The organism is Streptomyces tropicalis (genome assembly GCF_029269835.1).
GTDB classification, from domain to species: Bacteria; Actinomycetota; Actinomycetes; order Streptomycetales; family Streptomycetaceae; genus Streptomyces; species Streptomyces tropicalis.
Genome location: NZ_JARJBB010000015.1, coordinates 1 through 24,781 on the forward strand (window position 1 = coordinate 1; position 24,781 = coordinate 24,781).

The window sequence follows — 24,781 nt, forward strand, 5'->3', positions numbered from 1 at the left end:
CCGCCCCGCCGCCACCCCGGCCGGCCCCGCCCCCGCCGCCGGCCCCGAAACCGGCGCCCGAGCCCCGGCCGCACCCGGCGGCGACGCCGGTGAGCTATCCGCGGTACCACCCCCCGCCGCACCGGCACACGCCGCAGCACGGCCCCTCGCCGGTCACCTACGTCCTGCTCGTCGCGGTTCCCGCGCTGGCCGCCGTCGCCGCGCTCCGTCCGCGCTGACCCCTGGAGGAACCTGTTGTCGGAATGGCTTGTTCTCGTCCTCGCGATGCTGGCCGCCTGTGTCGTCGTCGTCCTCGTCACCTTCGTGCGGCACCGCACGGCGGCCGAGGACGACGACCCGAACGACACACCGGACGTCATCGAGTACATGACGATGTGGATCGGCGTGGTCTACGCCATCGTGCTGGGTCTGGCCATCGCCGGTGTCTGGGAGGCCCGGGTCGCCGCCCAGGACCACGTGCAGGCGGAGGCCCAGGCACTGCACGAGATCTCGGAGCGGGTCCGGGTCTACCCGCCCGACGTGCGTGACCGCATTAGGGCCGATGTCAACGCCTATGTCGGACACGTCGTCACCACCGAGTGGAAGTCGATGGCGCAGCACGGCCGGGTCACCCCGGAGGGCGAGCGGCTGCTCCAGCGCGTCCGCGCCGACGTCACCGACCGCCGGCCGGGGTCCGACTTCGAGGCCCAGGCCTACCAGCCGCTGGTGGACCAGGTGACCGCGGCGGACCAGGCCCGCGCCGCGCGCGCCGACTCCACGGGGGCGACGATGCCCGGAGTGGTGTGGTTCGGACTGATCTCGGGCGCCGTCGTCACCATCGGCATGGTGTTCGCGCTCCAGATCCGGCGCACACCGCGGGAGCTGATCCTGGCCGGCCTCTTCTCCGCGCTGATCGCCTTCCTGCTCTTCCTCATCTGGGACTTCGACGCGCCCTACAGCCGGGGGGTGTCCGCGTCCACGGAGCCGTTCCTCGCCCTTTTCCCGCACCTCACGCACTGACGGGTGCTCACCGCCCGCGGAGCGCCGGGGGGCGCCGGCCCCTCGCCCGCGGGCGGCCCGTCCCCCGGGTGCAGGAACGCCGTCCCCTGGGCGGACCACACGGTTGCCCCGTTCGCCCGAGTGGGATCGCGCCCGGCTCCGGACCTTCCTAGCGTTTGGATCATCGAGGTGCAAGACCGGCACAAGGCGGAAAAGGTCCGCTGCTGCTCCTCGGGGACCCGGAGGATCCATCATGCGCGTGATACGCGTCGTTTCGGCCGCGATGCTGGGCGCGAGCGCCCTCGCCGTCGCCGCCCCCGCCGCGACGGCCGGCAGCCACTCCTACAGCAGTGGCGTCGCCACCCACTCCTACGGCGGCGGCAGCGACGACGGCGGCGGAGGCGGCCGCTCCGGTGGCGGCGGAGGCGGAAACTCCTACGGCGGCGGAGGCGGGGGCGGCGGAAACTCCTACGGCGGCGGAGGCGGGGGCGGCGGAAACTCCTACGGCGGCGGAGGCGGGGGCGGCGGAAACTCCTACGGCGGCGGAGGCGGGGGCGGCGGAAACTCCTACGGCGGCGGTGGAGGCGACGGGGGCAACTCCTTCGGCGGCGGCGACGAGCGCGGCGGAGGCGGCAAGCCCGAGCACTTCCAGCACGGTGTGCGCGCCGGCGAGGGCGGCACCATCGCAGGCTTCGACCTCAAGGAGATCGGCACGGGCGCCGTCCTGATCGTCGGCTCGATCGGCACCGCGTACTACTTCACGCGGCGGCGTCCCGCCGGGGAGGGCACCGCCTGACCGGGGCGTGCCCTCCGGCGGCTCCTCGCCCCGGACCGTGAGGTCCGGGGTGAAGACCGGTGCGCGGGCCCCGGACGTCACGGTCCGGACCCGAGCCCCCGGAGCCGAGCCCGGGACCGGACGCGGTCGCCGCACCGGCGGTCGCATCGAGGAAGGGAAGGCGCATGTCCGTGCGCGAGCCCGCAGGTGCGGAGGAGGAGAGCCGGCAGCCGAGGAAGCGCGCCCCCTGGGGGGCGATCGCGCTCGTCCTGCTCACCGGGCTCGCCCTCGTCCGCAACGGCTCGGGAGAGTCCGTCGTCGGCCCGCCCCAGCCCGCGACGGCGGCCGCACCGAACACGAAGGGCACCCCTGGCCTCTCCGTCCCGGGGGCGAGTGCACTGCCGTACGCGGCGCCGGACCGGGTCCGGATCCCGGGCATCCAGGTCGACGCGCCCGTCGCACCGGTCGGCACCGACCCGGACGGCTGGGTCGCCGCGCCCCCGCCGGAGAACCCGAACCTGGCGGGCTGGTTCAGCGGCGCCGTCACCCCCGGGGAGAAGGGCACCGCCGTCGTCGTCGGCCACGTGGACAACAGCGCGGGCCCCGCCGTGTTCTACGGGCTCGGGGCCCTGAAGAAGGGCAGCCGCATCGAGATCCACCGGCAGGACGACCGGACGGCCGTCTTCGAGACGTACGGGGTCGAGGTGTTCGAGAAGGCCGACTTCCCGGGCGACCGCGTGTACGGGTCGACGGGCACGCCGGAGCTGCGGGTCATCACCTGCGGCGGCGGCTACACCAAGCAGAACGGCTACGACGGCAACGTGGTCGTCTTCGCCCGCCTGGTCGGGGTCCGCTGAGGGAGCGGCTCGCGGCCGTGCGGGCGGGATCAGCCCGAGGGCCGACGCGGCACGGTGAAGTGGAAGCCGTTCTTCAGCAGCTTCGGCAGCCAGACGCGCAACGCCTCGACGGTGTGCGAGCGGTCGCCCCCGGCGTCGTGGGAGAGCAGGACGACGCCGGGCGCGGCGCCGTACTCGACCTGGCGGACGATCCGGTCGGTGCCGGGGACGGGAGTGGTCCAGTCGAAGCTGTCCAGGCTCCAGGCCAGCGGCTCCATGCCCAGCTCGGCGTTGAGCTGAAAGGTCGCCCGGTTCCAGGCGCCATAGGGGGCGCGGAACCACTGGGGCGGCTCGCCGTAGGCCTTCTCGATCACCTCGCTGGTGCGCTCGATCTCGGCGCGGATCGCGGCCCGGTCCAGGCGGGTCAGCAGCGGATGCGTCCAGGTGTGGTTGCCGACGACGTGCCCCTCGTCGGCCATCCGGGCCAGCAGGCCCCGGTGGGCGTCGGCCATCCCGCCGCACACGAAGAACGTCGCCCGGATGTCGTGCTTGGCGAGGGTGTCCAGGATGTGCGGCGTGTAGCGGGGGTCGGGGCCGTCGTCGAAGGTGAGCACCATCGGGCGGCCGGGGCCGGGCATGCTCAGGAGGGGGGCGGTGCGCACCGGGGTGCGCGGGGGCCGGGCGTGCGGCGGTGCGCCGCCGGTCAGCGGCTGGAGACGGAAGGTCGAGGACTCCGGGGCGCCGTGCGCCCGGGGTCCCGCGGCGGGCACGGGCGACCGCGTGCCGGTGCCGCCGGACGTGCCGGCGAGGCGCAGACCGGCCACGCTCCCGGCACCCGCCCCGAGCGCGGCGGCCCCCGCGAGGAGGGCCCGCCGCCGTGTGAACAACTGGTCCTTTGACATGACTCATCAGTGGCCCAGCCGGACCCTCCGGGACCAGTGCGCCACCGCGGCGGCGGCAGGAAAACACCCGCCCGGCCCAGCGGCGGCCGCCGGCGGACGGCCCGGACGGCTCCACGACGGACCGCGGACGGCACGGGCCGGACGTGACCGAGCGGGAGGTCCCGTGACGGACACCGGGCGAGAGGGCGGACCGCGGCGCACGGCGGGCCGGGCGGACCGGCTCAGCGGCGGCGGACCAGCGGGAAGGGGAGCGTCTCACGGATCGTCAGGCCGGTGAGGAACATGACCAGCCGGTCGACGCCGAGGCCGAGGCCGCCGGTGGGCGGCATGGCGTACTCCAGGGCGTCCAGGAAGTCCTCGTCCAGCTCCATCGCCTCCGGGTCTCCCCCGGCGGCGAGCAGCGACTGCGTGGTCAGACGCCGGCGCTGCTCGACGGGGTCGGTCAGTTCGGAGTAGGCGGTGCCCAGTTCGGTGCCGAAGGCCACGAGGTCCCAGCGTTCGGCGAGGCGCGGGTCGGTCCGGTGCTGCCGGGTGAGCGGGGAGACCTCGGTCGGGAAGTCCTTGTAGAAGGTGGGCGGTCCGGTCCGCTCCTCCACCAGCCGCTCGTACATCTCCAGCACGACGTCCCCGGGACCGTCGTCGGCGGTGTAGGGGACACCGGCGCGGTCGCAGAGGCGGTGCAGTGCGGGCAGGCCGGTGCCGGCGTCGATCTCCTCGCCGAGCGCCTCGGAGAGGGCGCCGTGGACGGTCTTGACGGGCCAGCGCCCGGAGATGTCGTGCTCGCGGCCGTCCCGGTGGATGACGGGGCGGCCGTGGGCGGCCCACGCGGCGCCCTGGATCAGCTCGCGGGTGAGGTCGAGCATCACGTCGTAGTCGGCGTAGGCCTGGTACGCCTCCAGCATGGTGAACTCGGGGTTGTGCTTGTGGGAGACGCCCTCGTTGCGGAAGGTGCGGCCCATCTCGAAGACCCTCTCCAGGCCGCCGACGCAGAGCCGCTTGAGGTACAGCTCGGGGGCGATGCGCAGGTACAGGTCGAGGTCGTAGGCGTTGATGTGGGTGGTGAAGGGACGGGCGTTGGCGCCGCCGTGGATCTGCTGGAGCATCGGGGTCTCGACCTCCAGGTAGCCGCGGTCCAGCAGTCCCTGGCGCAGTGCCTGGACGGCCACCGAGCGGGTGCGGACGACCGCGCGGGCCGAGGGGCTGGTGACGAGGTCGAGGGAGCGGCGGCGGACCCGGGCCTCGGGGTCGGTCAGGCCGCGGTGCTTGTCGGGCAGCGGGTGGAGGCACTTGCCGAGCATCTGCCAGGAGGTGACGAAGACGGTGGGTTCGCCCCGGTCGCTGAGTCCGGCCCGGCCGGTGGCGGTGATGTGGTCGCCGATGTCGGCGTCGGCGGTGAAGCGGTCCAGGGCGGGGCCGGAGCCGGAGCGGGTGAGGGCGAGCTGGTGGTCGCCGGACCAGTCGCGCAGCACGACGAAGACGATGCCGCCGAAGTCGCGCACCAGCATGACCCGCCCGGCGACGGTGGCCCGCTCCCCGGGGCGCACCTCGGCGAGGGAGCGCGTGCGGGCCGGGACGCCGACGGGGTAGGGATCGGTGCCCCCGTCGCGCAGGCGGTCCAGGGTGCGGCGGCGGACGCGGACCTGCTCGGGGAGTCCGGCGAGCGGGTCGGCGGACGCGGTCCGCGTCGCCTCGTCGAGGCCGAGCGCGGCCAGCGGGGGCAGGCCCTCGGTGGTGGCGGGGCGGGGTCCGCGCGGGGTGTGGCCCTTGCCCCAGAGCTTGCGCAGCGAGGGCACGGATACGAAGCCCTCCGCGATGCCCGAGGCGAGGCCGATGCGGGCCAGGGAGGCGGTGTCGCCGTAGCAGATGAAGCGGGGGTACCACTCGGGGTGGTACTTGGCGTTGGACCGGTACAGCGCCTCCAGCTGCCACCAGCGGGAGAAGAACAGCAGCAGGCGGCGCCACAGCCGCAGGACCGGTCCCGCGCCGATGCGGGCGCCCTCCTCGAAGGCGGAGCGGAAGACGGCGAAGTTCAGGGAGATGCGGCGCACGCCGAGCTTGGGGGCGGCCGCGCAGAGCTCGGCGGCCATGAACTCCATGACGCCGTTGGGTGCGGCGCGGTCCCGGCGCATCAGGTCCAGGGAGACGCCGTCGCGGCCCCAGGGCACGAAGGACAGCAGGGCGAGCAGGCGTCCGTCGGCGCTGAGGGCCTCCACCAGCAGGCAGTCGCCGTCCGCGGGGTCGCCGAGGCGGTCCAGGGCCATGGAGAAGCCGCGTTCGGTCTCGGTGTCGCGCCACGCGTCGGCCTTGTCGATCACCTCCTCCATCTCCTCGTCGGTGAGCGTGGCGTGGCGGCGGATGCGGCAGGTGGCGCCGGTGCGGCGGACCCGGTGCACGGCCTGCCGGGTGACCCGCATGTCGCGGCCCTGCAGGTCGAAGTCGGCGACCTGGACGATGGCCTCGTCGCCGAGCTGGAGGGCGCCGAGCCCGGCGCGGGCGTAGGCTCTCGCCCCCTCCTCGGAGGCGCCCATCACGGCGGGGGCCCAGCCGTAGCGGCGGGCCACGTCCAGCCAGGCGGCGATGGCGTGCGGCCATGCCTCCCGGTCGCCGACCGGGTCGCCGCTGGCCAGGCAGACGCCGGCCTCGACGCGGTAGGTGACGGCGGCCTTGCCGCTGGGCGAGAAGACGACGGCCTTGTCCCGGCGGGTGGCGAAGTAGCCGAGGGAGTCCTCCTCGCCGTAGGCCCCGAGCAGGGCGCGGATGCGGGCCTCCTCGTCGTCGTGCAGGGCGGCCTCCAGGCGCTGCGAGCGGAACAGCGCGGCGGCGGCGTTGAGCAGGGCGAGCGCGCCGAAGAGGCCGCACAGGAAGGAGACGGCGCGGGGTGGCCGGCCGGAGAAGGCGCGTCCGTCGACCAGGCCGCCGCAGACCCGGTCGGCGGCCCAGGCCAGGTGCTGGCCCTCGGGGAGGGTGCCGGGGAACAGCGCGACCAGGCCCCAGCCGGCCAGGATCGCCGCGGCGAGCCCGACGGCCAGCACCGCCAGCGCCCGCCACACGGCGCCGCGCCGGGAGGCGGCGTCGAACTCGTCGCGGGCGGCGACCAGCAGGACCAGCGCGAGGATGCAGACGACCAGGGACGGCAGGGACTCCCCGTACTCGCCCGCGGCCAGGCCGAGGGCGTCGCTGAGGATCACCAGGCCGAGGTAGACGACGACCAGCCACCAGGCGACCTTCTTGCGGGCGCCGGTCGCCGCGGCGAGCAGGAACAGGAAGGCGGCGTAGGCGAGGTTGGCGCTGACCGGGACGAGGAGCAGTTCGAGGACGTGGACGACCGGGCGGAGCAGCACCCGCAGCGGGGGGACGAGGTCCAGCAGCACGCACAACAGGCCGAGGGCGCCGAAGAACACCGCGACCGCCTCGGGCACCCTGCTCAGGAGGCGGTGCCCGGGGGGCCGCGCGGGGCCGGACGGGTCCCGGGGCCGGGCCTCGACGGCGGCGGTCATGGCTGTGCCGGGCTGGCGCTCATGGTTCCGACTGTAGGAACGTCCCGGCCGCCCCGCCCGTCGAGGACGCCCGGCTTCCGGCTCCCGCCGCGACCTCCGGTAACCTCCCCGCGTGACGGAACAGCACGCGCACCGCTTCGAGCGGGGTACGGACGGGCCGAAGGTCATCGTCGTCGGGGTGGACGGCTCGGACTCCTCGATGCGGGCCGCGGCCTACGCGGCCGGGCTTGCCCGGCGCCAGCACGCCCTGCTCGCGGTCGTGTACGTGCAGCCGGTGCTGACGGCGGGCGCGGCGCTCGGGGCGCCGGTGGGGGAGACCACCGACGAGATCGCCGAGGACCTGGTGCAGCAGATCCGCGCGTCGGCGGAGCGGCTCCGGGGGATATTCGAGGTCCGCTGGGAGTTCCACACCTTCCGGGGCGACCCGTACAACGGCCTGGTCACGGCGGCGGACGAGCTGACCGCGGACGCGGTGGTGGTGGGGGCCTCGGAACAGGCCGGCCACCGGATCGTCGGGTCGGTCGCGGTGCGGCTGGTGAAGGCGGGGCGGTGGCCGGTGACGGTGGTGCCGTAGCTCCCCCGCTCCGCGGCGCGTGGGGCGCTCCCGGCGCACCGGTCCGTGCGTGGCGTCTTCCCTCCCCGGCACGGCTGGGCCATCATGATCCGCCGTCAGCCGTTTGCCGTCGGTGAAGAGGTGAGGCGCATGGCCGGGCTCCGTATGGGTGAAGGCATTCTCCGGCGCAAACCCATCGAGCACATCGAGGGGACGGAGGGCGAGGACGAACAGCTGGAACGTTCACTCGGCCTGGTGCACCTGACCGCGATCGGCGTGGGCGGCATCATCGGCGCGGGCATCTTCACCCTCGCCGGCACGGTCGCCAACGGCACGGCGGGCCCGGCGGTACTGCTCTCCTTCCTGATCGCCGGTGTCGCCAGCGCGGCGGCGGCGCTCTCCTACGCCGAGTTCGCCGGCCTGATCCCGAAGGCCGGCTCCGCCTACACCTACGGCTACGCCGTGCTCGGCGAGTTCGCGGGCTGGTTCATCGGCTGGGACCTGCTCCTGGAGTACACCGCGATCGTGGCGGTGGTCGCCATCGGCATCTCCGGCTACTTCAGCTTCCTCATCGAGGACATGGGCGCCCATCTGCCCGCCTGGATGCTGGGGGCGCCGGGCACCGGGCCGGGCCACCGCATCGACCTGTTCGCGGCGGCGCTGTGCCTGCTGATCGCCTGGCTGCTGAACCTCGGCATGCGCAGCGCGGCCCGCTTCGAGACGTTCATCGTGGCGCTGAAGGTGCTGGTGGTGCTGCTGGTGATCGGCGTCGGCATCTTCCACATCGACACGGGGAACTACCACCCGTTCTTCCCGTTCGGCGTCAGCGGGGCGTTCACCGGCGCGGCCACGGTCTTCTTCGCGGTCTTCGGCTACGACGCGATGTCGACGGCGGCCGAGGAGTCGCGGGACGCGCAGAAGCACATGCCGAAGGCGATCGTGCTCTCGCTGATCATCGCGATGGTGCTGTACGTGGCGGCGTGCCTGGTACTGACGGGCATGCAGAACTACAAGGACATCGACAAGGAGAGCGGTTTCTCCTCGGCGTTCAAGGCGGTCGGCCTGAGCGGGCTGGCGGACGTCATCGCGGTGGGCGCCATCATCGGCATCCTCACCGTGATGTTCACCTTCATGCTGGGCGTGACCCGGGTGTGGTTCGCGATGTCCCGGGACGGGCTGCTGCCCAAGTGGTTCGCGAAGACGCACCCCACGCGGCACGTGCCGACCCGGGTGACCTGGCTGGTCGGGGCGGCGTCGGCGGCCATCGCCGGCCTGCTGCCGATCGCGGAGGTGGCGGAGCTGACCAACATCGGCATCCTGCTGGCGTTCGTGGTGGTGTGCGCGGCGGTGATCGTGCTGCGCTACCGGCACCCGGAGCTGCCGCGCGGCTTCCGCACGCCGTGGATGCCGTTCGTGCCGGCGCTGGGGATCGTCTTCTCCATCTGGCTGATCACCTTCCTCCAGTGGCAGACCTGGGTGCGGTTCGTGGTGTGGTTCCTGATCGGGTGCGCGATCTACTTCGGCTACTCCTACCGGCGTTCGGAGCTGGCGAAGCGCTAGCCGGGCGGGGCGCCGCCCGGTGACCGGGCGGGGTCGCCCGGGGTGCGGGCGGCGCCGGCGAGGGCGTGCCCGGAGACGGAGGGGTGGATGCCGTGGCCGGCGGCGGCGTGCGTGAAGGAGGCCGCCGGGAGCGGAGCGGGGCCGCCGTGCGGGGCGCCGTGCAGCTCCCGCTGGTGGTTCTGGCAGGCGGCGGCCGCGGTGAGGAGGGCCGTCACGATCAGGGACACTCGGTGTCTGCGTGCGATCATCAGTTCATCCCAACGCGGTCGTATGGACAGACAAATGAGTACGAAGATGTCCGCCACCGCAAACGGTCCGGGCCCTTCCGTTAGCCCGTCCGGTGCATTCCGGGGGCTGCGGCGACCGTTCGTCGTACCGTTCACCGACGGGATCGACCGTCCGCCGCACGGCCCCGCCCTGGCCCTGTCCCCGCCGTGCGCCCTGCGGTGCCATGACCGACATGACGGCCGGAACCGCCCTGTCGCGCCGGACGACCGCCGAGCACGAGCTCGCCGCACTGCAACGCGAGCACGGCCGAACGCTGTTCGCCCTGCTGCTCCGGCTGTGCGACGGCGACCGCCAGCGGGCCGAGGACCTGCTCCAGGAGACGCTCGTCCGCGCCTGGCAGCACCCCGAGGCGCTGCACGCCGACGCGTTCGACTCCGTACGGCCCTGGCTGCTGACCGTGGCGCGCCGGCTCGCCATCGACGCGCGCCGGGCACGGCAGGCCCGCCCTCCGGAGGTCGCGGACGCGGACCTGGACCACGTGCGGGTGATCGCCGACCACGCCGAACGCTCCGCGGCGGCGCTGGACGTGCGCGAGGCTGTGAAGACACTCACTCCGGGACACCGTGAAGTCCTGGTGCTGGTGTACTTCCAGGGGGCGAGTGTGGCGGAGGCCGCCGAGGCGCTCGGCATCCCGCCGGGTACGGTGAAGTCCCGCGCTTACTACGCATTGCGCGCCCTGCGCAGGATTCTTCCGGGATACGCGGCCGACCTGCGGTGAAACGGGCCCGATGGTCAAGCCTCCGTAAAGCGCCTTGCTGAGTACCCCGGTTGGGTAATCGGCTGTCCTCATCCGTGTTCCGGACGGGGTCCCGAGGACCCGGGGTCGGGCGACGCGCACGCACCGGAGGAAGGCAGGCAAAGGATGCTGCACAGAGGTCAGGAGAGCACGGACGGCAGCGGTGAACTCGCCGTCCCCATGGCGTGGCTGTACGCCGAGTACATCGCCGACGAACTGCTGCGCACCGGCGATCTGATGCCCCCGACGTCCTTCGAGTTCCGGGCCGGGAGGGACGCCCTGGCGCTGACCATCTTCCTCTCCGACGACGAGGGCGAGCTCTCCGGCATCCGGGTGATCTCCCAGCTGGAGCACTGGATGTCGCTGACGGCGTACGACCAGCCCTGGCAGGACTGGGTGGGTGAGCGCATGGCCGAGCTGGCCGCCGAGGCACGCGCCTGCGGCACGCCCTCGCCGGACCTGGCCCTGGCGGAGTCGGCCTGGCGCTGGCTGGAGGAGACCGAGCTGCTCGCGCCCGACCTGGACGCGGTGCCCGGTGGCGCGGGGCTCGCCGGCGAGGACGAGGGACCGAAGGTCTGGACGGCGGCCTGGCGGCTCGGCCTGCCCCTCGGACACCTCGCCATCCACCTCTTCTAGCCTCCGCCCCGAGGCCCTCTCCGGAGGGGTCCGGCGATTTCCGGACGCGATGGGACGGGGACCAATCCGCGGGCCGTACCGCTCCGAACATCTTGGTTGCCATTCCGTGATCCGGGGCTTGAGTGATTCGGCGGTCCGGTGCGTACGGGTGGGTGCACGGAGTAACCCCACCCGCACCCATCGGCACGAGGATTCGGCATGAGGTCCCAGGAAAGGCATCGCGACGTCGGCGCGTACACGCTCGGCGTGCTGGACGAGGCGGACGCCTTCCGCTTCGAGGACCACCTCATGGAGTGCCCCCGCTGCGCGGCGCACGTGACCGAGTTCGGGCCCACCGCGCGGCAGCTGATGCTGTACCGCCGTGCGACGCCCCGCCTCGTGCACCCCATGACCCGGCCCGGCCCCCGGCTGCTGGACCGGCTGGTCGGCGAGGTGGCGCGGCGCCACCGGGCCGGACGCCGGCGCCACCTCTACGCCGTCGCCGCGGCAGTGGTGCTCGCCGTGGCCGGGCCCGCCCTCACCCTCGCGGCCGGACACGGGACCGGCGGCCCGGTCGAGGTCGCGGCGACCGACTCCCGCACCGGGGTGTGGGCCCAGGTCCGGGCCGCGGACGCGGACTGGGGCAGCCAGGTGGAGGTCCAGGTCAAGGACGGGGCCGGACCCCGCTCCTGCCGGCTGGTCGTGGTGGGCCGCGACGGTTCCGAGCAGACGGTGACCAGCTGGGCCGTGCCCCCGCACGACGGCCGGGCGCACACCATGGCCGGCGGCACGGCGATGCACCCCGCGCAGATCGCCCGCTTCGAGGTGCGCACCGCCGACGGGCAGGACCTGGTCACCCTCGATCCCCCCTGACCCGGCCGGTGCGACGGCACCCGCCGGGCCGCGCCTACTTCAGCAGCCGGGACATCCGGCGGTCGGCCAGCGGCCTGCCGCCGGTCTGGCAGGTCGGGCAGTACTGGAGCGAGGAGTCGCTGAAGGACACCTCGCGGACGGTGTCGCCGCACACCGGGCAGGGCTCCCCCGCCCGGCCGTGCACCCGCAGACCGCTCTTCTTCTCCGCCTTCAGCCGCCCGGCGGCCAGACCCCGGGACCGCTCCACGGCCTCGGCCAGGGTGGTACGCAGGGCCGTGTACAGCCGCGCGGTCTCCTCGGCGGTGAGGGACCCGGCCGGTTTGAACGGGGACATCCGCGCCGCGTGCAGGATCTCGTCGCTGTAGGCGTTGCCCACCCCCGCGATCAGGCTCTGGTCGCGCAGCGCGCCCTTGATCCGGCGCCGCTCCCCCGCGAGGAGCCCGGCCAGCCGTGTCTCGTCGAAGTCGCCGGCGAGCGGGTCCGGGCCGAGGCGGGCGATCCCGGGCACCTCCTGCGGATCCCGCACCACGTGGACCGCGAGCCGCTTCTGCGTGCCGGCCTCGGTGAGGTCGAAGCCGGCGCCCGTCTCCAGGGCCACCCGGAGGGCCAGCGGGCCCTTGCCGGGGCGCGGCGGGCCGTCGGGCAGGCGGTCCCGCCACTGCAGCCAGCCGGCGCGGGCCAGATGCACGACCAGGTGCGGCCCGTCCGCCGTCTCCAGGTCGAGGAACTTGCCGTACCGGCGCACCCCGGTGACGGCCCGGCCCTCCAGGGCGGTGACGGGCGGATCGTAGGTCTTCAGGACGCTGACGGCGGCGGGCAGCACCCGCACCAGCTCGTGGCCGAGCAGGTGGTCGGCGAGGAAGTCCCTGAGCGCTTCGACCTCGGGCAGTTCCGGCATACGTCCAGAGTGCCACCCGGCACCCGCACCGCCCCGTCAGTCGCGGTCCGGCATCACGAACTCGCACCACATGCACTTGCCGCCGCCGCGCGCCTCCACGCCCCACACGTCGGCGAGCCGGTCGACGAGCATCAGGCCGCGGCCGGAGACCCCGGCCTCGCCCGCCTCCCGGCGGCGCGGAAGGGCGCTGGAGGAGTCCTCGACCTCCACCCGCAGCCGCCGGTCGGTGCCGGTGAGGACCCGCAGGGTGACCACGGCCGCGCCCTCGGTGTGCATCAGGGCGTTGGTGATCAGCTCGTCGGCCACCAGCTCGATCTCGTCGGACCGCTCCCGGGCGCCCCAGGACCGGACCGCGGAGCGGATCATGTGCCGGGCCTCGCTCAGTGCCTCGGGGTCGCCGGGGGCCACGTGCCGTTGGAGGCGGCTGACGGGCTGCCGCTCGGTGAGGCCCCGGCGGCGCAGCACCAGCAGCGCCACGTCGTCGTCCCCGCCGCGCTCCTCGGCCACGTCGATGAGCCGGTCGGCCAGCTCGCGCACGTCCTCCGGGCCCGCGGCGACGAGCTCCGTGAGGGACTGCACGCCGTCGTCGAGGTCGGCCCCGGGCTTCTCCACCAGGCCGTCGGTGCACAGCACCAGGGTCTGCCCGGGGTCGAGCTCCAGGGACGACACCGGGTACTCCAGGCTGCCGAACTCGGCGGACAGGCCCAGCGGGAGGCCGCCGTCGACGGGGACGCGGCGGCAGCCGCCGTCGTTGCGGCGCAGCAGCGGGTCGATGTGCCCGGCCCGCACCACCTGGACCACCCCGGTGGACAGGTCGGCCTCCGCGTACAGGCAGGTCGCGAAGCGGTCGGTGTCGAGTTCGTGCAGGAAGACGGAGGCGCGGGCCATCACGGTGGCCGGGGTGTGGCCCTCGGCGGCGTAGGCCCGCAGCACGATGCGCAGCTGGCCCATGACTGCGGCGGCGTGCGTGTCGTGTCCCTGGACGTCGCCGATGACGGCGCCCACCCGGCCGCCGGGCAGCGGGATCAGGTCGTACCAGTCGCCGCCGATGTCGCGGCCGAGGGAGCCGCCCGCGTAACCGGAGCGGTAGCGCACGGCCACGTCGGCGCCGGGCACGCTGGGGATGGTGCGCGGCAGCATGGCCTGCTGCAGGCCCTGCGCGAGGTCCTTCTCCTGCTCGTAGAACCTGGCCCGCTGGAGGCTCTGCGCGATGCTGCTGCCCAGGGCGACCAGGACGTTGCGCTCGTCCTGGGAGAAGCCCCGGCGGTCGTTGTAGAGCAGGCCCATCGCGCCGATGGGGCGGGCCTGCGCGATCAGCGGGAGGTAGGCCGCTGAGGTGATGTTCAGGCCCGTGATGTGCGGCCACAGGATGGGAAAGCGCTCCGCGAAGTCCTGCGGGGACTCGATGAAACAGGGGCTGCGGGTCCGCACCGCCTCGCTCATCGGGTACGGCTCGTCGATCCGGGTGATCAGGGTGCCGGGCACGAAGCTGCCGGCGGGGCCCTCGGCGACCAGCCGGATGCGGCCCGCCTCGACCAGGCCGAGGACCAGGCTGGTGGAGCCGAGCAGCGCCAGGCCGCGGGTGTCCTTGACGACGTCGATGACGTCCTGGACGGTGCGGGCGTGTGCCAGGGCGGCGGTGGCGGTCTCCACCACGTTGGTCTGGTCGCGCCGGGCCGCGGCCCGCCTGACCCGCTCCGGCACGGCGGTGCTGTCGCTGAGCTCGTCCGTGGCATCCCGGACGATGCCGAGGATGCGGCGGGGGCGGCCGGTCCCGTCGCGCCGGATGAAGCCCTGGGTGTGGGCCCAGCGCAGGGTGCCGTCGCGGCGGCGGATGCGGAAGTAGGCGCCGTAGTTGTCCCGGCCGTCCTTCATCGCCCGGGACACCTCGGTGTCCAGGCGGTGGCCCTCGGCACGCGGGACGCGGTCCGCGAGGTTCTCGGGGCGGCCGTCGAACTCGCCGGGCAGGAGGTCGAAGATCCGGTGCGCCTCGGCGTCCATGCGGAACTGACCGGTGTCCAGGTCCCAGTCGAAGCTGCCCATGTGGTTGAGGGCGAGGATCTGCTCCGGCAGGGCGGGCCGGTCGTCCGGGAGTGACAGGGCGTGCGCTCCCTGTTCAGCCATGGAGCCACCTTGCCAGGGTTTGCTGGATTCTTCGAGTTCTTCCGGCGGGCCGCGGAACGCCCCCGGCGGGTGCGGACGGGCCCCGGGCGGCCGCGGGAGCGCGGCCCGGCCCGGTCACCCGGGAAGGCTCCCGGTCGGCACACCGGCGCCGCCGGGCGGCGGGGGGTCCGGGGACGCCGGCCGGGGCGGCCGGGCGACGAACCGGTCGAGGGCGGCGGACCGGCCGAGCCGCCGCTCGATCCAGGCACCGTGCGCGGGGTCGACGAGGGCGAGGGTGGTGAGCGCCACGGGCGCCGGGGTGACCACGACGACGTCGGAGGACTGGTAGGCGGGCCACGCGCGGCCACGGGCGGTCGGGGCGCCGGGCAGCGCCACCGGCGGTTCGAGGGGGTTGCCGCAGACGCAGCGCAGGCGGGGCACGCCGTGGTTGTCGACGAGGACGGCGGTGCCGGTCTGGAGCAGGGACTGCCGGGTCGTGGGGTGGCCGCTCCGGAAGCCGTGCGCGGTGACCCGGGTGTCGGCGCGCAGCTGCACCGGGGTCAGCCCGCGCAGATAGGCGGGGAGCGCCGCCGCGTCGATGCCCATGGCCTCGGCGAAGGCGCGGGACCTGTCGTGCTCGGCGGTCAGGTGCCGGATCTGCCGCTCCACGTCGCAGCCGGCGACGTGCAGCGTGCCGCCGTACAGGCCGGGCGTGTCCCCCACGACGGAGCGCAGGCCGTGCGCGCCGGCGGTGCGCGCCGGGCCGGGCTGCGCGGTCGCCGGCGTTCGGGAGGCGGGGGCAGGGGCGGCCGGGGAGGCGGCCGCCGTGGTCACCGTGGACTCGGTGAAGGGGTCGGGCCCGCGGTCGGCGACCGGTTCGAGGAAGAGCTCCCCGCTCAGCCTGGTGGTCCGCTCGCCGCCGGCGCATCCGGCGACGAGGATCGTGACCGAGAGGGCGCAGGCCGTGGCGAGGGTTCCGGTGGGTGTCCGCACCACGTTCTCCCGCTTCGTCCGGGGCACTTCGTGACTATTGTCTGTCCCACCGGCCGAGGTCACGCAAGCGGAGCGGGCCGTGACCCGGTGTGGCCACGGGGGGAGCGGCAGTTCCGCCGGGCCGGGCCCGGAGAGAGGAGCAGCGGTCGTGGGCTGGTTCACCGCACCCGAGTACTGGCTGACCCGGCTGGTCTTCCAGCGGGCCCTGGCCGCGGTGTACCTCGTGGCGTTCCTGACGGCGGCGCTGCAGTGCCGGGCGCTGATCGGCGAGCGCGGACTGCTGCCCGTCCCCCGGTTCGTCGCCCGGGTGCCCTTCAAGCGGGCGCCGAGCGTGTTCCACCTGCACTACTCCGACCGCTTCTTCGCGGCCTGGGCGTGGGCGGGGTGCGCCGTGTCGGCGGCGCTGCTCGCCGGGGCCGACGCGGCGCTGCCGCTGTGGGGCGCCATGCTGCTGTGGCTGGTCCCGTGGGCGCTGTACCTGTCCGTGGTGAACGTCGGGCAGACCTGGTACGGCTTCGGCTGGGAGTCGCTGCTGCTGGAGACCGGGTTCGTCGCCGTCCTCCTCGGCAACGACGAGGTGGCGCCGCCCCTGGTCGTGCTGTTCCTGCTGCGCTGGGTCCTGTTCCGCGTCGAGTTCGGCGCGGGGCTGATCAAGCTGCGCGGCGACGCCTGCTGGCGCAAGCTGACGTGCCTGCGCTACCACCACGAGACCCAGCCGATGCCGGGCCCGCTGAGCTGGTTCTTCCACCGCCTGCCGGATCCGCTGCACCGGGTGGAGGCGGCGGCCAACCATGTCACCCAACTGGCCGTGCCGTTTCTGCTGTTCGCCCCCCAGCCGGTCGCGACCGGCGCGGCGGCGCTGATGATCCTCACCCAGCTGTGGCTGGTGCTGTCGGGGAACTTCTCCTGGCTGAACTGGATCACGATCGTGCTGGCGCTGTCGGCGGTGCGGCTGCCGGGCCGCCCGCCGCCGGCGGCCGCGGCGCCGCCGTGGTACGAGGCGGTGGTCCTCGTGGTCGGGGCGATGCTGGTGCTGCTCAGCCGCCACCCGGTACGGAACATGCTGTCGCGGGGCCAGGTCATGAACCGCTCCTTCGACCCGCTGCACCTGGTGAACACCTACGGCGCGTTCGGCAGCGTCAGCCGGGTCCGCTACGAGGTGGTCCTGGAGGGCACCCGCGACGACGCCCCGCGGGAGGACGCGCAGTGGCGGGAGTACGAGTTCCGCGGCAAGCCGGGCGATCCGCGGCGCTGGCCCCGCCAGTTCGCGCCGTACCATCTGCGGCTGGACTGGATGATGTGGTTCGCCGCGCTGTCCCCCGCGTACGCCGGGGACTGGTTCGGGGTCCTGGTGGAACGGCTGCTGGAGGGCGACCGGGCGACCCTGCGGCTGCTGCGCCGCTCGCCGTTCCCGCCCGGCGCGCCGCCGCACTGGATCCGCGCCCGCCTGTTCCGCTACCGCTACACGACCTGGGGCGAGCTGCGGGCCACCGGCGCGTGCTGGGACCGCGTCTACGTCCGCGACTACCTTCCGCCGACCCGGCTGTCGGCACCGGCCGGTCCGCCGTGAACCGCCCGGTTGTCCCCCTAGGTACGGTCCTGCCAGGAGAGCCCGGCTCGGTGCACGGCCGTGCGGGTGCCCTCGACTGCGCCCACGCGGCGACGGCCTCCGGCAGCGACCGCAGCGCCGGGTTCTCCATCGAGGTGCCCTCCGGCGGCAGCGGTCCGCCGGACGCGGGGCCGGCGGGCGCGGGGGCGCGGTGCGGGCGGACCCTCACCCCCGGCGGAACCGCAGGGTCACCAGTTCGAAGGGCCGCAGCCGGAGCGCGACCCGGCCGCCGTCGCGCTCCGGGGCCGGTGTCCCGGCCAGGGGCCGCTCCAGCAGGTCGGCCGGGGCGACGCCGGCGACGGGGAATCCGGCCGTGAGCACCGCGCGGGCGCGCCCGCCGTGGGCCTCGTGGCAGCGGACGACCACGTCCCCGCTGCCGTCGTCGGCGAGCTTGACGGCGGTGACCACGACCGCGTCGTCGTCGACGGCCACCAGCGGCGCGACCTCCCCGGCACCGGTGCGGCGGCGCTCCGGCAGGTTGATGCGCCAGCCCTCGCGCACCGCGTCGGCGATGTCCGCGCCCGGCACCAGGGTGTGCCGGAAGCGGTGGACGCCCTGGTCGGTCGCGGGGTCCGGGAAGCGCGGGGCGCGCAGCAGGGAGACACGGACCGTGGTCGTCGTGCCCCGGTCCCCGTCGGAGCGGACCGTGCGGGTCACGTCGTGCCCGTACGTCGAGTCGTTGACGATCGCGACGCCCCAGCCCGGCTCCGCGAGGTGCACGAAGCGGTGGTTGCACGCCTCGAACTTCGCCGCCTCCCAAGAGGTGTTGGTGTGGGTGGGCCGGTGGACGTGCCCGAACTGCGTCTCGGAGGCGTACCGTTCGGCGCGCACGTCGAGCGGGAAGGCGAGCTTGAGGAACTTCTCCGTCTCGTGCCAGTCGACCTCGGTGTCCACGACCAGCCGCCGCTCCCCCGGCGGCAGCGACAGCACCTGGGCGGCGCGGGAGGCTCCGAAGGAGCGGGTGATCCGCACCGAGGCGCCGTCGTCGCCGGCGGTGACGGCGTCGGCGCCGGTGAGGTCGGTGACGGTGTTGCGGTAGAAGGCGTCGACGTCCCAGGCGTCCCACATGTTCGGCAGGTCCGGGTGCAGTTGCAGCAGGTTCGCGGGCCGGTCCGGGGCGAGGGTCTCGCGGTCCGCGTCCAGGTCCCGGAGGGACACGACCAGGCCGCGGCCGTCGATCTCCACCCGGAGCAGGCCGTTGTCCAGCACGTGTCCGCCGCCGGTGCGGACGGTGAGGCGGGTGCCCCGGGTGCTCCCCTCCGCGGGCGGCGCGGCCGCGCCCGCCGGGACGCCGGACCGGGTGTGCGGGGCCGCGTTGAAGACGAGGGGGACGGCGCCCTCACCGGCCAGGGCGCGCTGGGCGTCCTCGACGAGCGCGGTCAGCTCGGCCGCGACCCGCTCGTGGGCCGCGGCGGCCTCGCGGTGCACCCAGGCGATGGAGGAGCCGGGAAGGATGTCGTGGAACTGGTGCAGCAGCACCGTCTTCCAGATCCGGTCCAGCTCCGCGTACGGGTAGGGGTGCCCGGTGCGCACGGCGGCCGTCGCCGCCCACAGCTCGGCCTCCCGCAACAGGTGCTCGCTGCGCCGGTTGCCCTGCTTGGTCCGGGCCTGGCTGGTGAGGGTGGCGCGGTGCAGTTCGAGGTAGAGCTCGCCGACCCAGACGGGCGGCTCGGGGTACTCGGCCTCGGCCCGGTCGAAGAAGGCGCGGGGCGTCTCCCACACGACGCGCGCCGAGCCCTCCAGGTCGCGCAGCCGGGCCGCCTTGGCCACCATCTCCCGGGTGGTGCCGCCGCCTCCGTCGCCCCAGCCGGTGGGGGCGAGGGAGTGCCGGGCGGCTCCCTTGTCGCGGAAGTTGCGGACGGCGTGGGCGATCTCACGGCCGTTCATGGAGCAGTTGTAGGTGTCGACGGGCGGGAAGTGGGTGAAGATCCGGGTGCCGTCGATGCCCTCCCAGCGGAAGGTGTGGTGCGGGAACGCGTTCGTCCGCGACCAGGAGATCTTCTGCGTGAGCAGCCGGGTGGAGCCGGCCGCGCGGATGATCTGGGGCAGGCCCGCGGCGAAGCCGAAGGTGTCGGGCAGCCACGCCTCGTCGTTCTCCACGCCGAACTCGTCGAGGAAGAAGCGCTTTCCGTGCACGAACTGGCGGGCCATCGCCTCCGAGCCGGGCATGTTGGTGTCCGACTCCACCCACATGCCGCCGGCCGGCACGAACCGGCCGTCCGCCACCGCCTGTTGCACCCGGGTCCACACCTCGGGCCGGTGCTCCTTCAGCCAGGCCCACTGCTGCGCCTGGGACATGGTGAAGACGAAGTCCGGCTCGTCCTCCAGCAGCGCGGCCATGGAGGCGGCCGTCCGGGCGACCTTGCGCACCGTCTCGCGCAGCGGCCACAGCCAGGCGGAGTCGATGTGTGCGTGCCCGACGGCGCTGATGCGGTGGGCGGAGGGCACGGCGGGCGCGGCGAGCACCCCGGTGAGACAGGCCCGCGCCCGCGCCGCGGTGCCGCCGACGTCCTGGAGGTCGATCGCGTCGAGCGCCCGTTCCACCGCGCGCAGGACGTCCCAGCGGCGCGGGGCGTCCACCGGCAGCTCGGCCATCAGCTCACCGAGCACCTCCAGGTCGAGCACCAGCTCCCACACGGTCTCGTCCAGGACCGCGAGGTCCATGCGGGCGAGCGTGTACTGCGGGTCGCGCCCCGCGGTGTCCGGGTCGCCGAACGGGGTCGGCGCGAAGGGGCGGGGGCCGAAGACGACGGGGTTGGAGGCGGCCTCGACGTGCAGCCGCACCTCCTCTCCCCCGGCGGCCGGCGCGGCGACGCGCACCCACTGGTTGCGCGGGCTGAGGCCCTTCACCGGGGTGCCGTCGGGCCGGTACACGAGGCCCTCGCACTGGAAGCCGGGCATGTTCTCGTCGAAGCCGAGGTCCAGCAGGGCCTCCACGGTCCGGCCGGCCCACTCCTCGGGCACGGTCCCGGTGACCCGGAACCAGCTGGTGCCCCACGGCGCTCCCCAGCGGGCGCCCACCTCGATCGGCCCGGGTTCGGCCGCGAGTCCCTCCGCCACCGGGACGGGTTCGCCGGGCGCATGCCACACCGCGACCCGGAGCGGCACGGACTCGGGGTACACGGCGGGACGGATGCGCTCGTCGAGGACGCGCCGGAGGCGGCCTTCGACCAGGCTGCGGTCGTCATGCATACGGGTGCTCCGTAGGTCGGGCGGCGGCGGGCGGCCACCGGGGACGGGCTGGCGGTGGGCCGACGAGGTGTAGAGCTCCCCCGCGGCGCGCCGCTCCAACCGCAGCGCCCGCCCCACCCGCCCGGTGCGGGGTGCCGGCCCGGCGGACGGACCCGCTCCGCGCCATATAGCCGGTGGAGGTCCCGGGGTCCGCGCCCGTGCGCCTTCGGTCCGGGGTGCACGCCTCTCGACGCCGGGGCCGCACCGGGGCACAGTTCTCCCTACGTACCCGCCGGTACGACCATGCCCGCACCCCTTGAGGAGCGCCCGTGACCAGCTGGGTCGGCCGGACCGCCGCCGAGATCGCCGCCGCCGTACGCGAGGGGAGGGCCGCACCGCGCGAGGTGGTGGCCGAGCACCTGGCCCGCATCGAGCGGCTCGACGGCCGCATCGGGGCGTTTCGCGCGGTGCGCACCGAGGCGGCGCTCGCCGAGGCCGACGCGGTCGCGGCCCGGCCGGATCTCGGCGGACTCCCCCTCGCCGGCGTCCCGGTGGCGGTCAAGGACAACCTCGGGGTGCGGGGCGAGGCGACCCGGGTCGGGTCGGCGGCGACCGCGGACACCCCGGCCGCGGAGGACCACGTCACGGTGGCCCGGCTGCGGGCGGCGGGCGCGGTGGTCGTCGGGCTGACCAACGTGCCCGAGCTGTGCGTGTTCGGCACCACGGAGGGCGTGCACGGCACCGCGCGCAACCCGTGGGACACCGTGCGCACGGCGGGCGGCTCCTCGGGCGGCAGCGCGGCCGCCGTGGCCGCGGCGATGGTGCCGATCGCCCTCGGCAACGACGGCATGGGGTCCCTGCGCATCCCGGCCGCCAACTGCGGTCTGGTGACCATCAAGCCGGGCCACGGGGTGGTGCCCGCGGGCATCGGCGACGGCGACTGGTTCGGGATGTCGGAGAACGGCCCGCTGGCCACGACGGTCGAGGACGCCCGGCTGATGCTGTCCGTGCTCGCGGACACCGAGGTCCCGCGCGCCGGGGAGCCGGGCACGCGCACGGTCGCCGTGTCGCTGCGCAGCCCGCTGGCCGGGGTCGCCGTCGCGCGCCCGTACGCGGACGCGGTCCGGGAGGCGGCCCGTCTGCTGGCCGGGGCCGGCCACCGGCTGCGGCGGGCCGAGCCGCCGTATCCGCTGTCGCTCGGGGCGACGGCCCTGCAGCACTGGACGGCGGGCACCGCCGTGGACGCGGCGGGCCTGGATCCGCGGCGGCTGACGCGGCGCACCCGGGTGCACGCGGCCGTCGGACGGCGTTTCGTGAACGGGGCGCGCACGGGCGGCGGCCGGGAGCGGCTGCGCCGGCGCCTCGAGCCGTTCTTCGCGGAGCACGAGGTGCTGCTGACCCCGGCGCTGGCCCGCCGCTCCCCGCAGGCCGGACCGTGGCACGAGCGGGGCTGGCTGCGCAACGTCCTGGCGAACACGGCGTACTCGCCGATGACCCCGCCGTGGAACCTGACCGGCTGGCCGGCGATGGCGGTGCCGTTCGGCGCACTGCCCTCGGGCGCGCCGTGCGCGGTGCAACTCGTGGGGCGGCCCGGCTCGGAGGCGACCCTGCTCGACCTCGCGGAGCAACTGGAGCGGCTGCACCCCTGGCAGCGGACGGCGGGGCTGCGCTAGCTGTACCCGGCCGGTCCGCTGGACCCGGTCGGTGCGGGTCCGCCCCCGGCGGCCTACCAGGGCAGCGGGCCGGCCACGTCGAAGTAGCCGCCTGTGGGGCCGTCGGGGCCCAGCTGGGCCATGCGGACGATGATCTCGGCGCCCTCCTCGACGGACTGCGTTCCGGTGTTGCCGTTCAGGTCGGTCCGGGTGAAGCCGGGCTCGACCGCGTTGATCCGCAGGGCCGGGAACGCCTTCGCGTACTGCACGGTGATCATGTTGACCGCGGTCTTCGAGGCCGGGTACGCGACTCCCGGGTAGCCGGCGGCGGGGTGGCCGGGGTCGGCCATGTGCGCGAGCGAGGCCAGACCGCTGCTGACGTTGACCACGACCGGCGACGCGGACCGCCGCAGGAGCGGCAGGAACGCATGGGTGACGCGCACCGTGCCGAAGACGTTGGCCTCGAAGACCTCCCGCATCATGTCGGCCGTGACGTCCGCAGGGCCGACCACCTCGTTGCGCGGACCGCGCGCCTCGATGCCGGCGTTGTTGATCAGCACGTCGAGGCCGCCGTCGGCCTCGATCGCCCGTACCGCGGCCGCGACGGACGCGTCGTCGGTGACGTCGAGCTGCACGGCCCGCGCCCGGTCGCCCAGTTGTCCGGCGGCGCGGCGGCCGCGGGCCGCGTCCCTGCTGCCGAGGTGGACGGTGTGGCCCGCGGCGACGAGACGGCGGGCGGTCTCGAGGCCGAGCCCCTTGTTGGCTCCGGTGATCAGTGTGGTCGTCATGTCTCCACGGTCCGTCCCGTCCGCCCGCGCAGCCAGCCGTCCCGTGTTCCTGGGACCAGCGGTACCAGGCAGGCGCCCGGCCGCCGGGGCACACTGGCCCCATGGCGACGGCGGAGTTCGGCAAGGCGGTGCGCCGCTGGCGCGACCGGGTCCCGCCCGGGACGGCGGGCCTGCCCACCGGGGGGCAGCGGCGCGCGGCCGGTCTGCGCCGCGAGGAGCTGGCCCTGCTGGCGGGGATCTCCGTCGACTACGTCACCCGGCTCGAGCAGGGCCGTGCCACCCACCCCTCGGCGCAGGTCGTCGAGGCCCTGGTCCGGGCGCTGCGGCTGTCGGAGGAGGAGCGCACGCACCTGTTCACGCTGGCGGGACTCGCGCCACCGGGCCCGGAGACGGTGACGGCGTACATCACTCCGAGCGTGCAGCGCGTGCTGGACCGGCTGACGGGAACGCCCGTGGCGGTCTTCGACGCGTCCTGGACGCTGCTCATGGCCAATGCGCCCTACGCGGCCCTGATGGGCGACCCGTCCGGCCGGCGCGGCCACGAACGCAACGGCGTGTGGCGCCACTTCCTGGGACCGGGGACCGGGGCCCGGCGCACGCCGCAGGCGCAGCGCGATCACGAGGCCGCGCTCGTCGCCGACCTGCGCGCGGCCGCCGAGCGGTATCCCGCGGACCGGCGGCTGCAGCGGCTGATCGCCGAACTGCGAGCGGGCAGCGAGCGGTTCACCGAACTGTGGGACGCGGGAGCGACCGGCCGCCACGACGCCTCCCGCAAGACGATCGACCACCCGCAGGCCGGGCCCGTGACGCTGGACTGCGACGTCCTCACCGTGGCGGGCAGCGACCTGCGGATCATGGTCTACACGGCCGAACCCGGCACCGGGGACGCCGAACGACTCGCCCTGATCATCGTCCTCGGAACCCAGGACCTCGTCGGCCGCGCCGGGTGACGCGCCCGCCCGGACACGGCCCCGGGCGGCCCCGGAACCCGGCCCGCCCGCGGCGAACTCCCCTCCCCGGCCGCGACGGACAGGGGTCCGGACCCCCGGCACGGTTGCCGGTTTGCTCAACCGAGCAAGCGTCGGGGGACAATGCGCAGGTGACTACCCATGACACCCCGCCCCCGCAGGGCCCCGGTCACTGGACCGAACTGCTGCACGTCCGCCTGGAACGGATCGAGGGCCTGCTCGGGCCGGCCGAGGGGGCACCCGAGTCCGAGCGTCCGGCCTGGCGGCGGCGCACCCGGGGCGAGCAGCGCTGGTCCGTGATGGCGGCGCTGCTGGTCGCCGTCTGGGTGCAGTGGGCGCTGCCGGCACGGCTCAGCATCCGCCCCCACTGGCTGCTGCCCGTCCTGGAGCTGGTCCTGATGGCGGCGCTGTGGGTGGCCCATCCGCACCGGCGGATCGAGCACAGCTCCCGCCTGCTGCGCGCCCTGGGCCTGCTCCTCGCCGCGGCGGTCAGCCTGGCCAACGGCTGGTCGGCCGTCACACTCGTACGGGACCTGCTGCACGGCAGCGAGGGCTCCAACGCCGCGGCCCTGCTGACGACCGGCGGGGGCATCTGGCTGACCAACGTGATCGCCTTCAGCCTCTGGTACTGGGAGTGGGACCGGGGCGGCCCGGCTGCCCGCGCCCAGGGCTCCCACCAGCATCCGGACTTCCTCTTTCCGCAGATGCAGCAGGAGGGCATAGCGCCCGCGGACTGGGAGCCGCACTACGTGGACTACCTCTACGTCGCCCTCACCAACGCCACGGCCTTCAGTCCCACCGACACCATGCCGCTGTCCCGCTGGGCGAAGCTGCTCATGTCCCTGCAGTCCACGATCTCCCTGCTGACCCTGGCGCTGGTCGTCGCACGCGCCGTCGGAGTGCTGCGGTAGGGCGGAGAAGTCGATCCGCGGCCGGGTGCGGGCCGCGGTCCGCGATCGGCATGGGCGTGGGGTGCGCACGCCCAT

The 24,781-nt window shown here is 74.6% G+C and carries 20 protein-coding genes and 1 pseudogene; 13 read left to right on the top strand and 8 right to left on the bottom strand.

Annotated elements, in window-relative coordinates; genetic code table 11:
• The 4 genes and pseudogenes from P3H78_RS24260 to P3H78_RS24275 all read left to right on the top strand — a co-directional run.
• Positions 1-218: pseudogene (locus tag P3H78_RS24260) on the top strand (hypothetical protein); the annotation flags it as partial.
• A 16-nt stretch (positions 219-234) separates the two neighbouring features.
• Positions 235-999, top strand: a complete 765-nt coding sequence (locus P3H78_RS24265) for a bestrophin-like domain (RefSeq protein WP_276111267.1) — start codon at positions 235-237, stop codon at positions 997-999.
• A 232-nt stretch (positions 1,000-1,231) separates the two neighbouring features.
• Positions 1,232-1,774: a hypothetical protein gene (locus tag P3H78_RS24270; RefSeq protein WP_276111268.1), complete on the top strand. Its 543-nt coding sequence runs from the start codon at positions 1,232-1,234 to the stop codon at positions 1,772-1,774.
• A gap of 164 nt (positions 1,775-1,938) precedes the next feature.
• On the top strand, positions 1,939-2,610 hold the full coding sequence (locus P3H78_RS24275) for a class F sortase (RefSeq protein ID WP_276111269.1): 672 nt from the start codon (positions 1,939-1,941) through the stop codon (positions 2,608-2,610).
• A 29-nt stretch (positions 2,611-2,639) separates the two neighbouring features.
• On the opposite strand, the gene P3H78_RS24280 is transcribed toward P3H78_RS24275, so the two are convergent.
• Both P3H78_RS24280 and lysX read right to left on the bottom strand, forming a co-directional pair.
• Positions 2,640-3,491 carry a polysaccharide deacetylase family protein gene (locus P3H78_RS24280; protein ID WP_276111270.1) on the bottom strand — a complete coding sequence of 284 codons (852 nt, stop codon included), beginning with the start codon at positions 3,489-3,491 and terminating at the stop codon, positions 2,640-2,642.
• Between the two features lie 221 nt (positions 3,492-3,712).
• A complete protein-coding gene (gene lysX / locus P3H78_RS24285) occupies positions 3,713-6,988 on the bottom strand; it encodes a bifunctional lysylphosphatidylglycerol synthetase/lysine--tRNA ligase LysX (protein ID WP_276111271.1) in 3,276 nt (1,091 codons plus the stop codon).
• 112 nt (positions 6,989-7,100) lie between these two features.
• Here lysX and P3H78_RS24290 point away from each other — a divergent pair, with 112 nt between their 5' ends.
• Both P3H78_RS24290 and P3H78_RS24295 read left to right on the top strand, forming a co-directional pair.
• Positions 7,101-7,562, top strand: a complete 462-nt coding sequence (locus P3H78_RS24290) for a universal stress protein (RefSeq protein WP_276111272.1) — start codon at positions 7,101-7,103, stop codon at positions 7,560-7,562.
• Positions 7,563-7,691: 129 nt separating this feature from the next.
• Entirely contained in the window at positions 7,692-9,101 is a 1,410-nt protein-coding gene (locus tag P3H78_RS24295) for an amino acid permease (protein ID WP_276111273.1), read from the top strand.
• Here P3H78_RS24295 and P3H78_RS24300 read toward each other — a convergent pair.
• A complete protein-coding gene (locus P3H78_RS24300; protein ID WP_276111274.1) occupies positions 9,098-9,349 on the bottom strand; it encodes a hypothetical protein in 252 nt (83 codons plus the stop codon). The genes P3H78_RS24295 and P3H78_RS24300 overlap by 4 nt on opposite strands.
• A 212-nt stretch (positions 9,350-9,561) precedes the next feature.
• Between P3H78_RS24300 and P3H78_RS24305 the strand changes: the two genes are divergently transcribed.
• The 3 genes from P3H78_RS24305 to P3H78_RS24315 all read left to right on the top strand — a co-directional run bounded on the left by P3H78_RS24305 (position 9,562) and on the right by P3H78_RS24315 (position 11,613).
• Positions 9,562-10,107, top strand: coding sequence for a sigma-70 family RNA polymerase sigma factor (locus P3H78_RS24305; RefSeq protein WP_276111275.1), 546 nt, complete (start codon positions 9,562-9,564; stop codon positions 10,105-10,107).
• A gap of 144 nt (positions 10,108-10,251) precedes the next feature.
• A complete protein-coding gene (locus P3H78_RS24310) occupies positions 10,252-10,761 on the top strand; it encodes a hypothetical protein (protein ID WP_276111276.1) in 510 nt (169 codons plus the stop codon).
• 198 nt (positions 10,762-10,959) lie between these two features.
• Positions 10,960-11,613: a zf-HC2 domain-containing protein gene (locus tag P3H78_RS24315; RefSeq protein WP_276111277.1), complete on the top strand. Its 654-nt coding sequence runs from the start codon at positions 10,960-10,962 to the stop codon at positions 11,611-11,613.
• 34 nt (positions 11,614-11,647) lie between these two features.
• Here P3H78_RS24315 and P3H78_RS24320 read toward each other — a convergent pair whose 3' ends face one another.
• The 3 genes from P3H78_RS24320 to P3H78_RS24330 all read right to left on the bottom strand — a co-directional run bounded on the left by P3H78_RS24320 (position 11,648) and on the right by P3H78_RS24330 (position 15,634).
• On the bottom strand, positions 11,648-12,511 hold the full coding sequence (locus tag P3H78_RS24320) for an Fpg/Nei family DNA glycosylase (protein WP_276111278.1): 864 nt from the start codon (positions 12,509-12,511) through the stop codon (positions 11,648-11,650).
• Between the two features lie 36 nt (positions 12,512-12,547).
• Entirely contained in the window at positions 12,548-14,635 is a 2,088-nt protein-coding gene (locus P3H78_RS24325) for a SpoIIE family protein phosphatase (RefSeq protein ID WP_276111279.1), read from the bottom strand.
• A gap of 114 nt (positions 14,636-14,749) precedes the next feature.
• Positions 14,750-15,634: a DUF6777 domain-containing protein gene (locus P3H78_RS24330; protein ID WP_276111280.1), complete on the bottom strand. Its 885-nt coding sequence runs from the start codon at positions 15,632-15,634 to the stop codon at positions 14,750-14,752.
• A gap of 121 nt (positions 15,635-15,755) precedes the next feature.
• On the opposite strand from P3H78_RS24330, the gene P3H78_RS24335 reads away from it, so the two are divergent.
• On the top strand, positions 15,756-17,177 hold the full coding sequence (locus tag P3H78_RS24335; protein WP_276111281.1) for a lipase maturation factor family protein: 1,422 nt from the start codon (positions 15,756-15,758) through the stop codon (positions 17,175-17,177).
• Between the two features lie 204 nt (positions 17,178-17,381).
• Here the strand turns inward: P3H78_RS24335 and P3H78_RS24340 are convergent, their stop codons facing one another.
• Positions 17,382-20,408 (bottom strand): alpha-mannosidase, encoded by a 3,027-nt coding sequence (locus P3H78_RS24340; RefSeq protein ID WP_276111282.1) that lies wholly within the window; start codon positions 20,406-20,408, stop codon positions 17,382-17,384.
• 308 nt (positions 20,409-20,716) lie between these two features.
• Here P3H78_RS24340 and P3H78_RS24345 point away from each other — a divergent pair, with 308 nt between their 5' ends.
• Positions 20,717-22,060, top strand: coding sequence for an amidase (locus P3H78_RS24345; protein ID WP_276111283.1), 1,344 nt, complete (start codon positions 20,717-20,719; stop codon positions 22,058-22,060).
• 53 nt (positions 22,061-22,113) lie between these two features.
• Here the strand turns inward: P3H78_RS24345 and P3H78_RS24350 are convergent, their stop codons facing one another.
• Positions 22,114-22,827 carry an SDR family NAD(P)-dependent oxidoreductase gene (locus P3H78_RS24350; RefSeq protein WP_276111284.1) on the bottom strand — a complete coding sequence of 238 codons (714 nt, stop codon included), beginning with the start codon at positions 22,825-22,827 and terminating at the stop codon, positions 22,114-22,116.
• Positions 22,828-22,928: 101 nt separating this feature from the next.
• On the opposite strand from P3H78_RS24350, the gene P3H78_RS24355 reads away from it, so the two are divergent.
• Together P3H78_RS24355 and P3H78_RS24360 are read left to right on the top strand one after the other, a co-directional pair.
• Positions 22,929-23,777, top strand: coding sequence for a helix-turn-helix transcriptional regulator (locus tag P3H78_RS24355; protein WP_276111285.1), 849 nt, complete (start codon positions 22,929-22,931; stop codon positions 23,775-23,777).
• 149 nt (positions 23,778-23,926) lie between these two features.
• A complete protein-coding gene (locus P3H78_RS24360; protein ID WP_276111286.1) occupies positions 23,927-24,706 on the top strand; it encodes a hypothetical protein in 780 nt (259 codons plus the stop codon).
• Positions 24,707-24,781 lie beyond the last annotated feature (75 nt).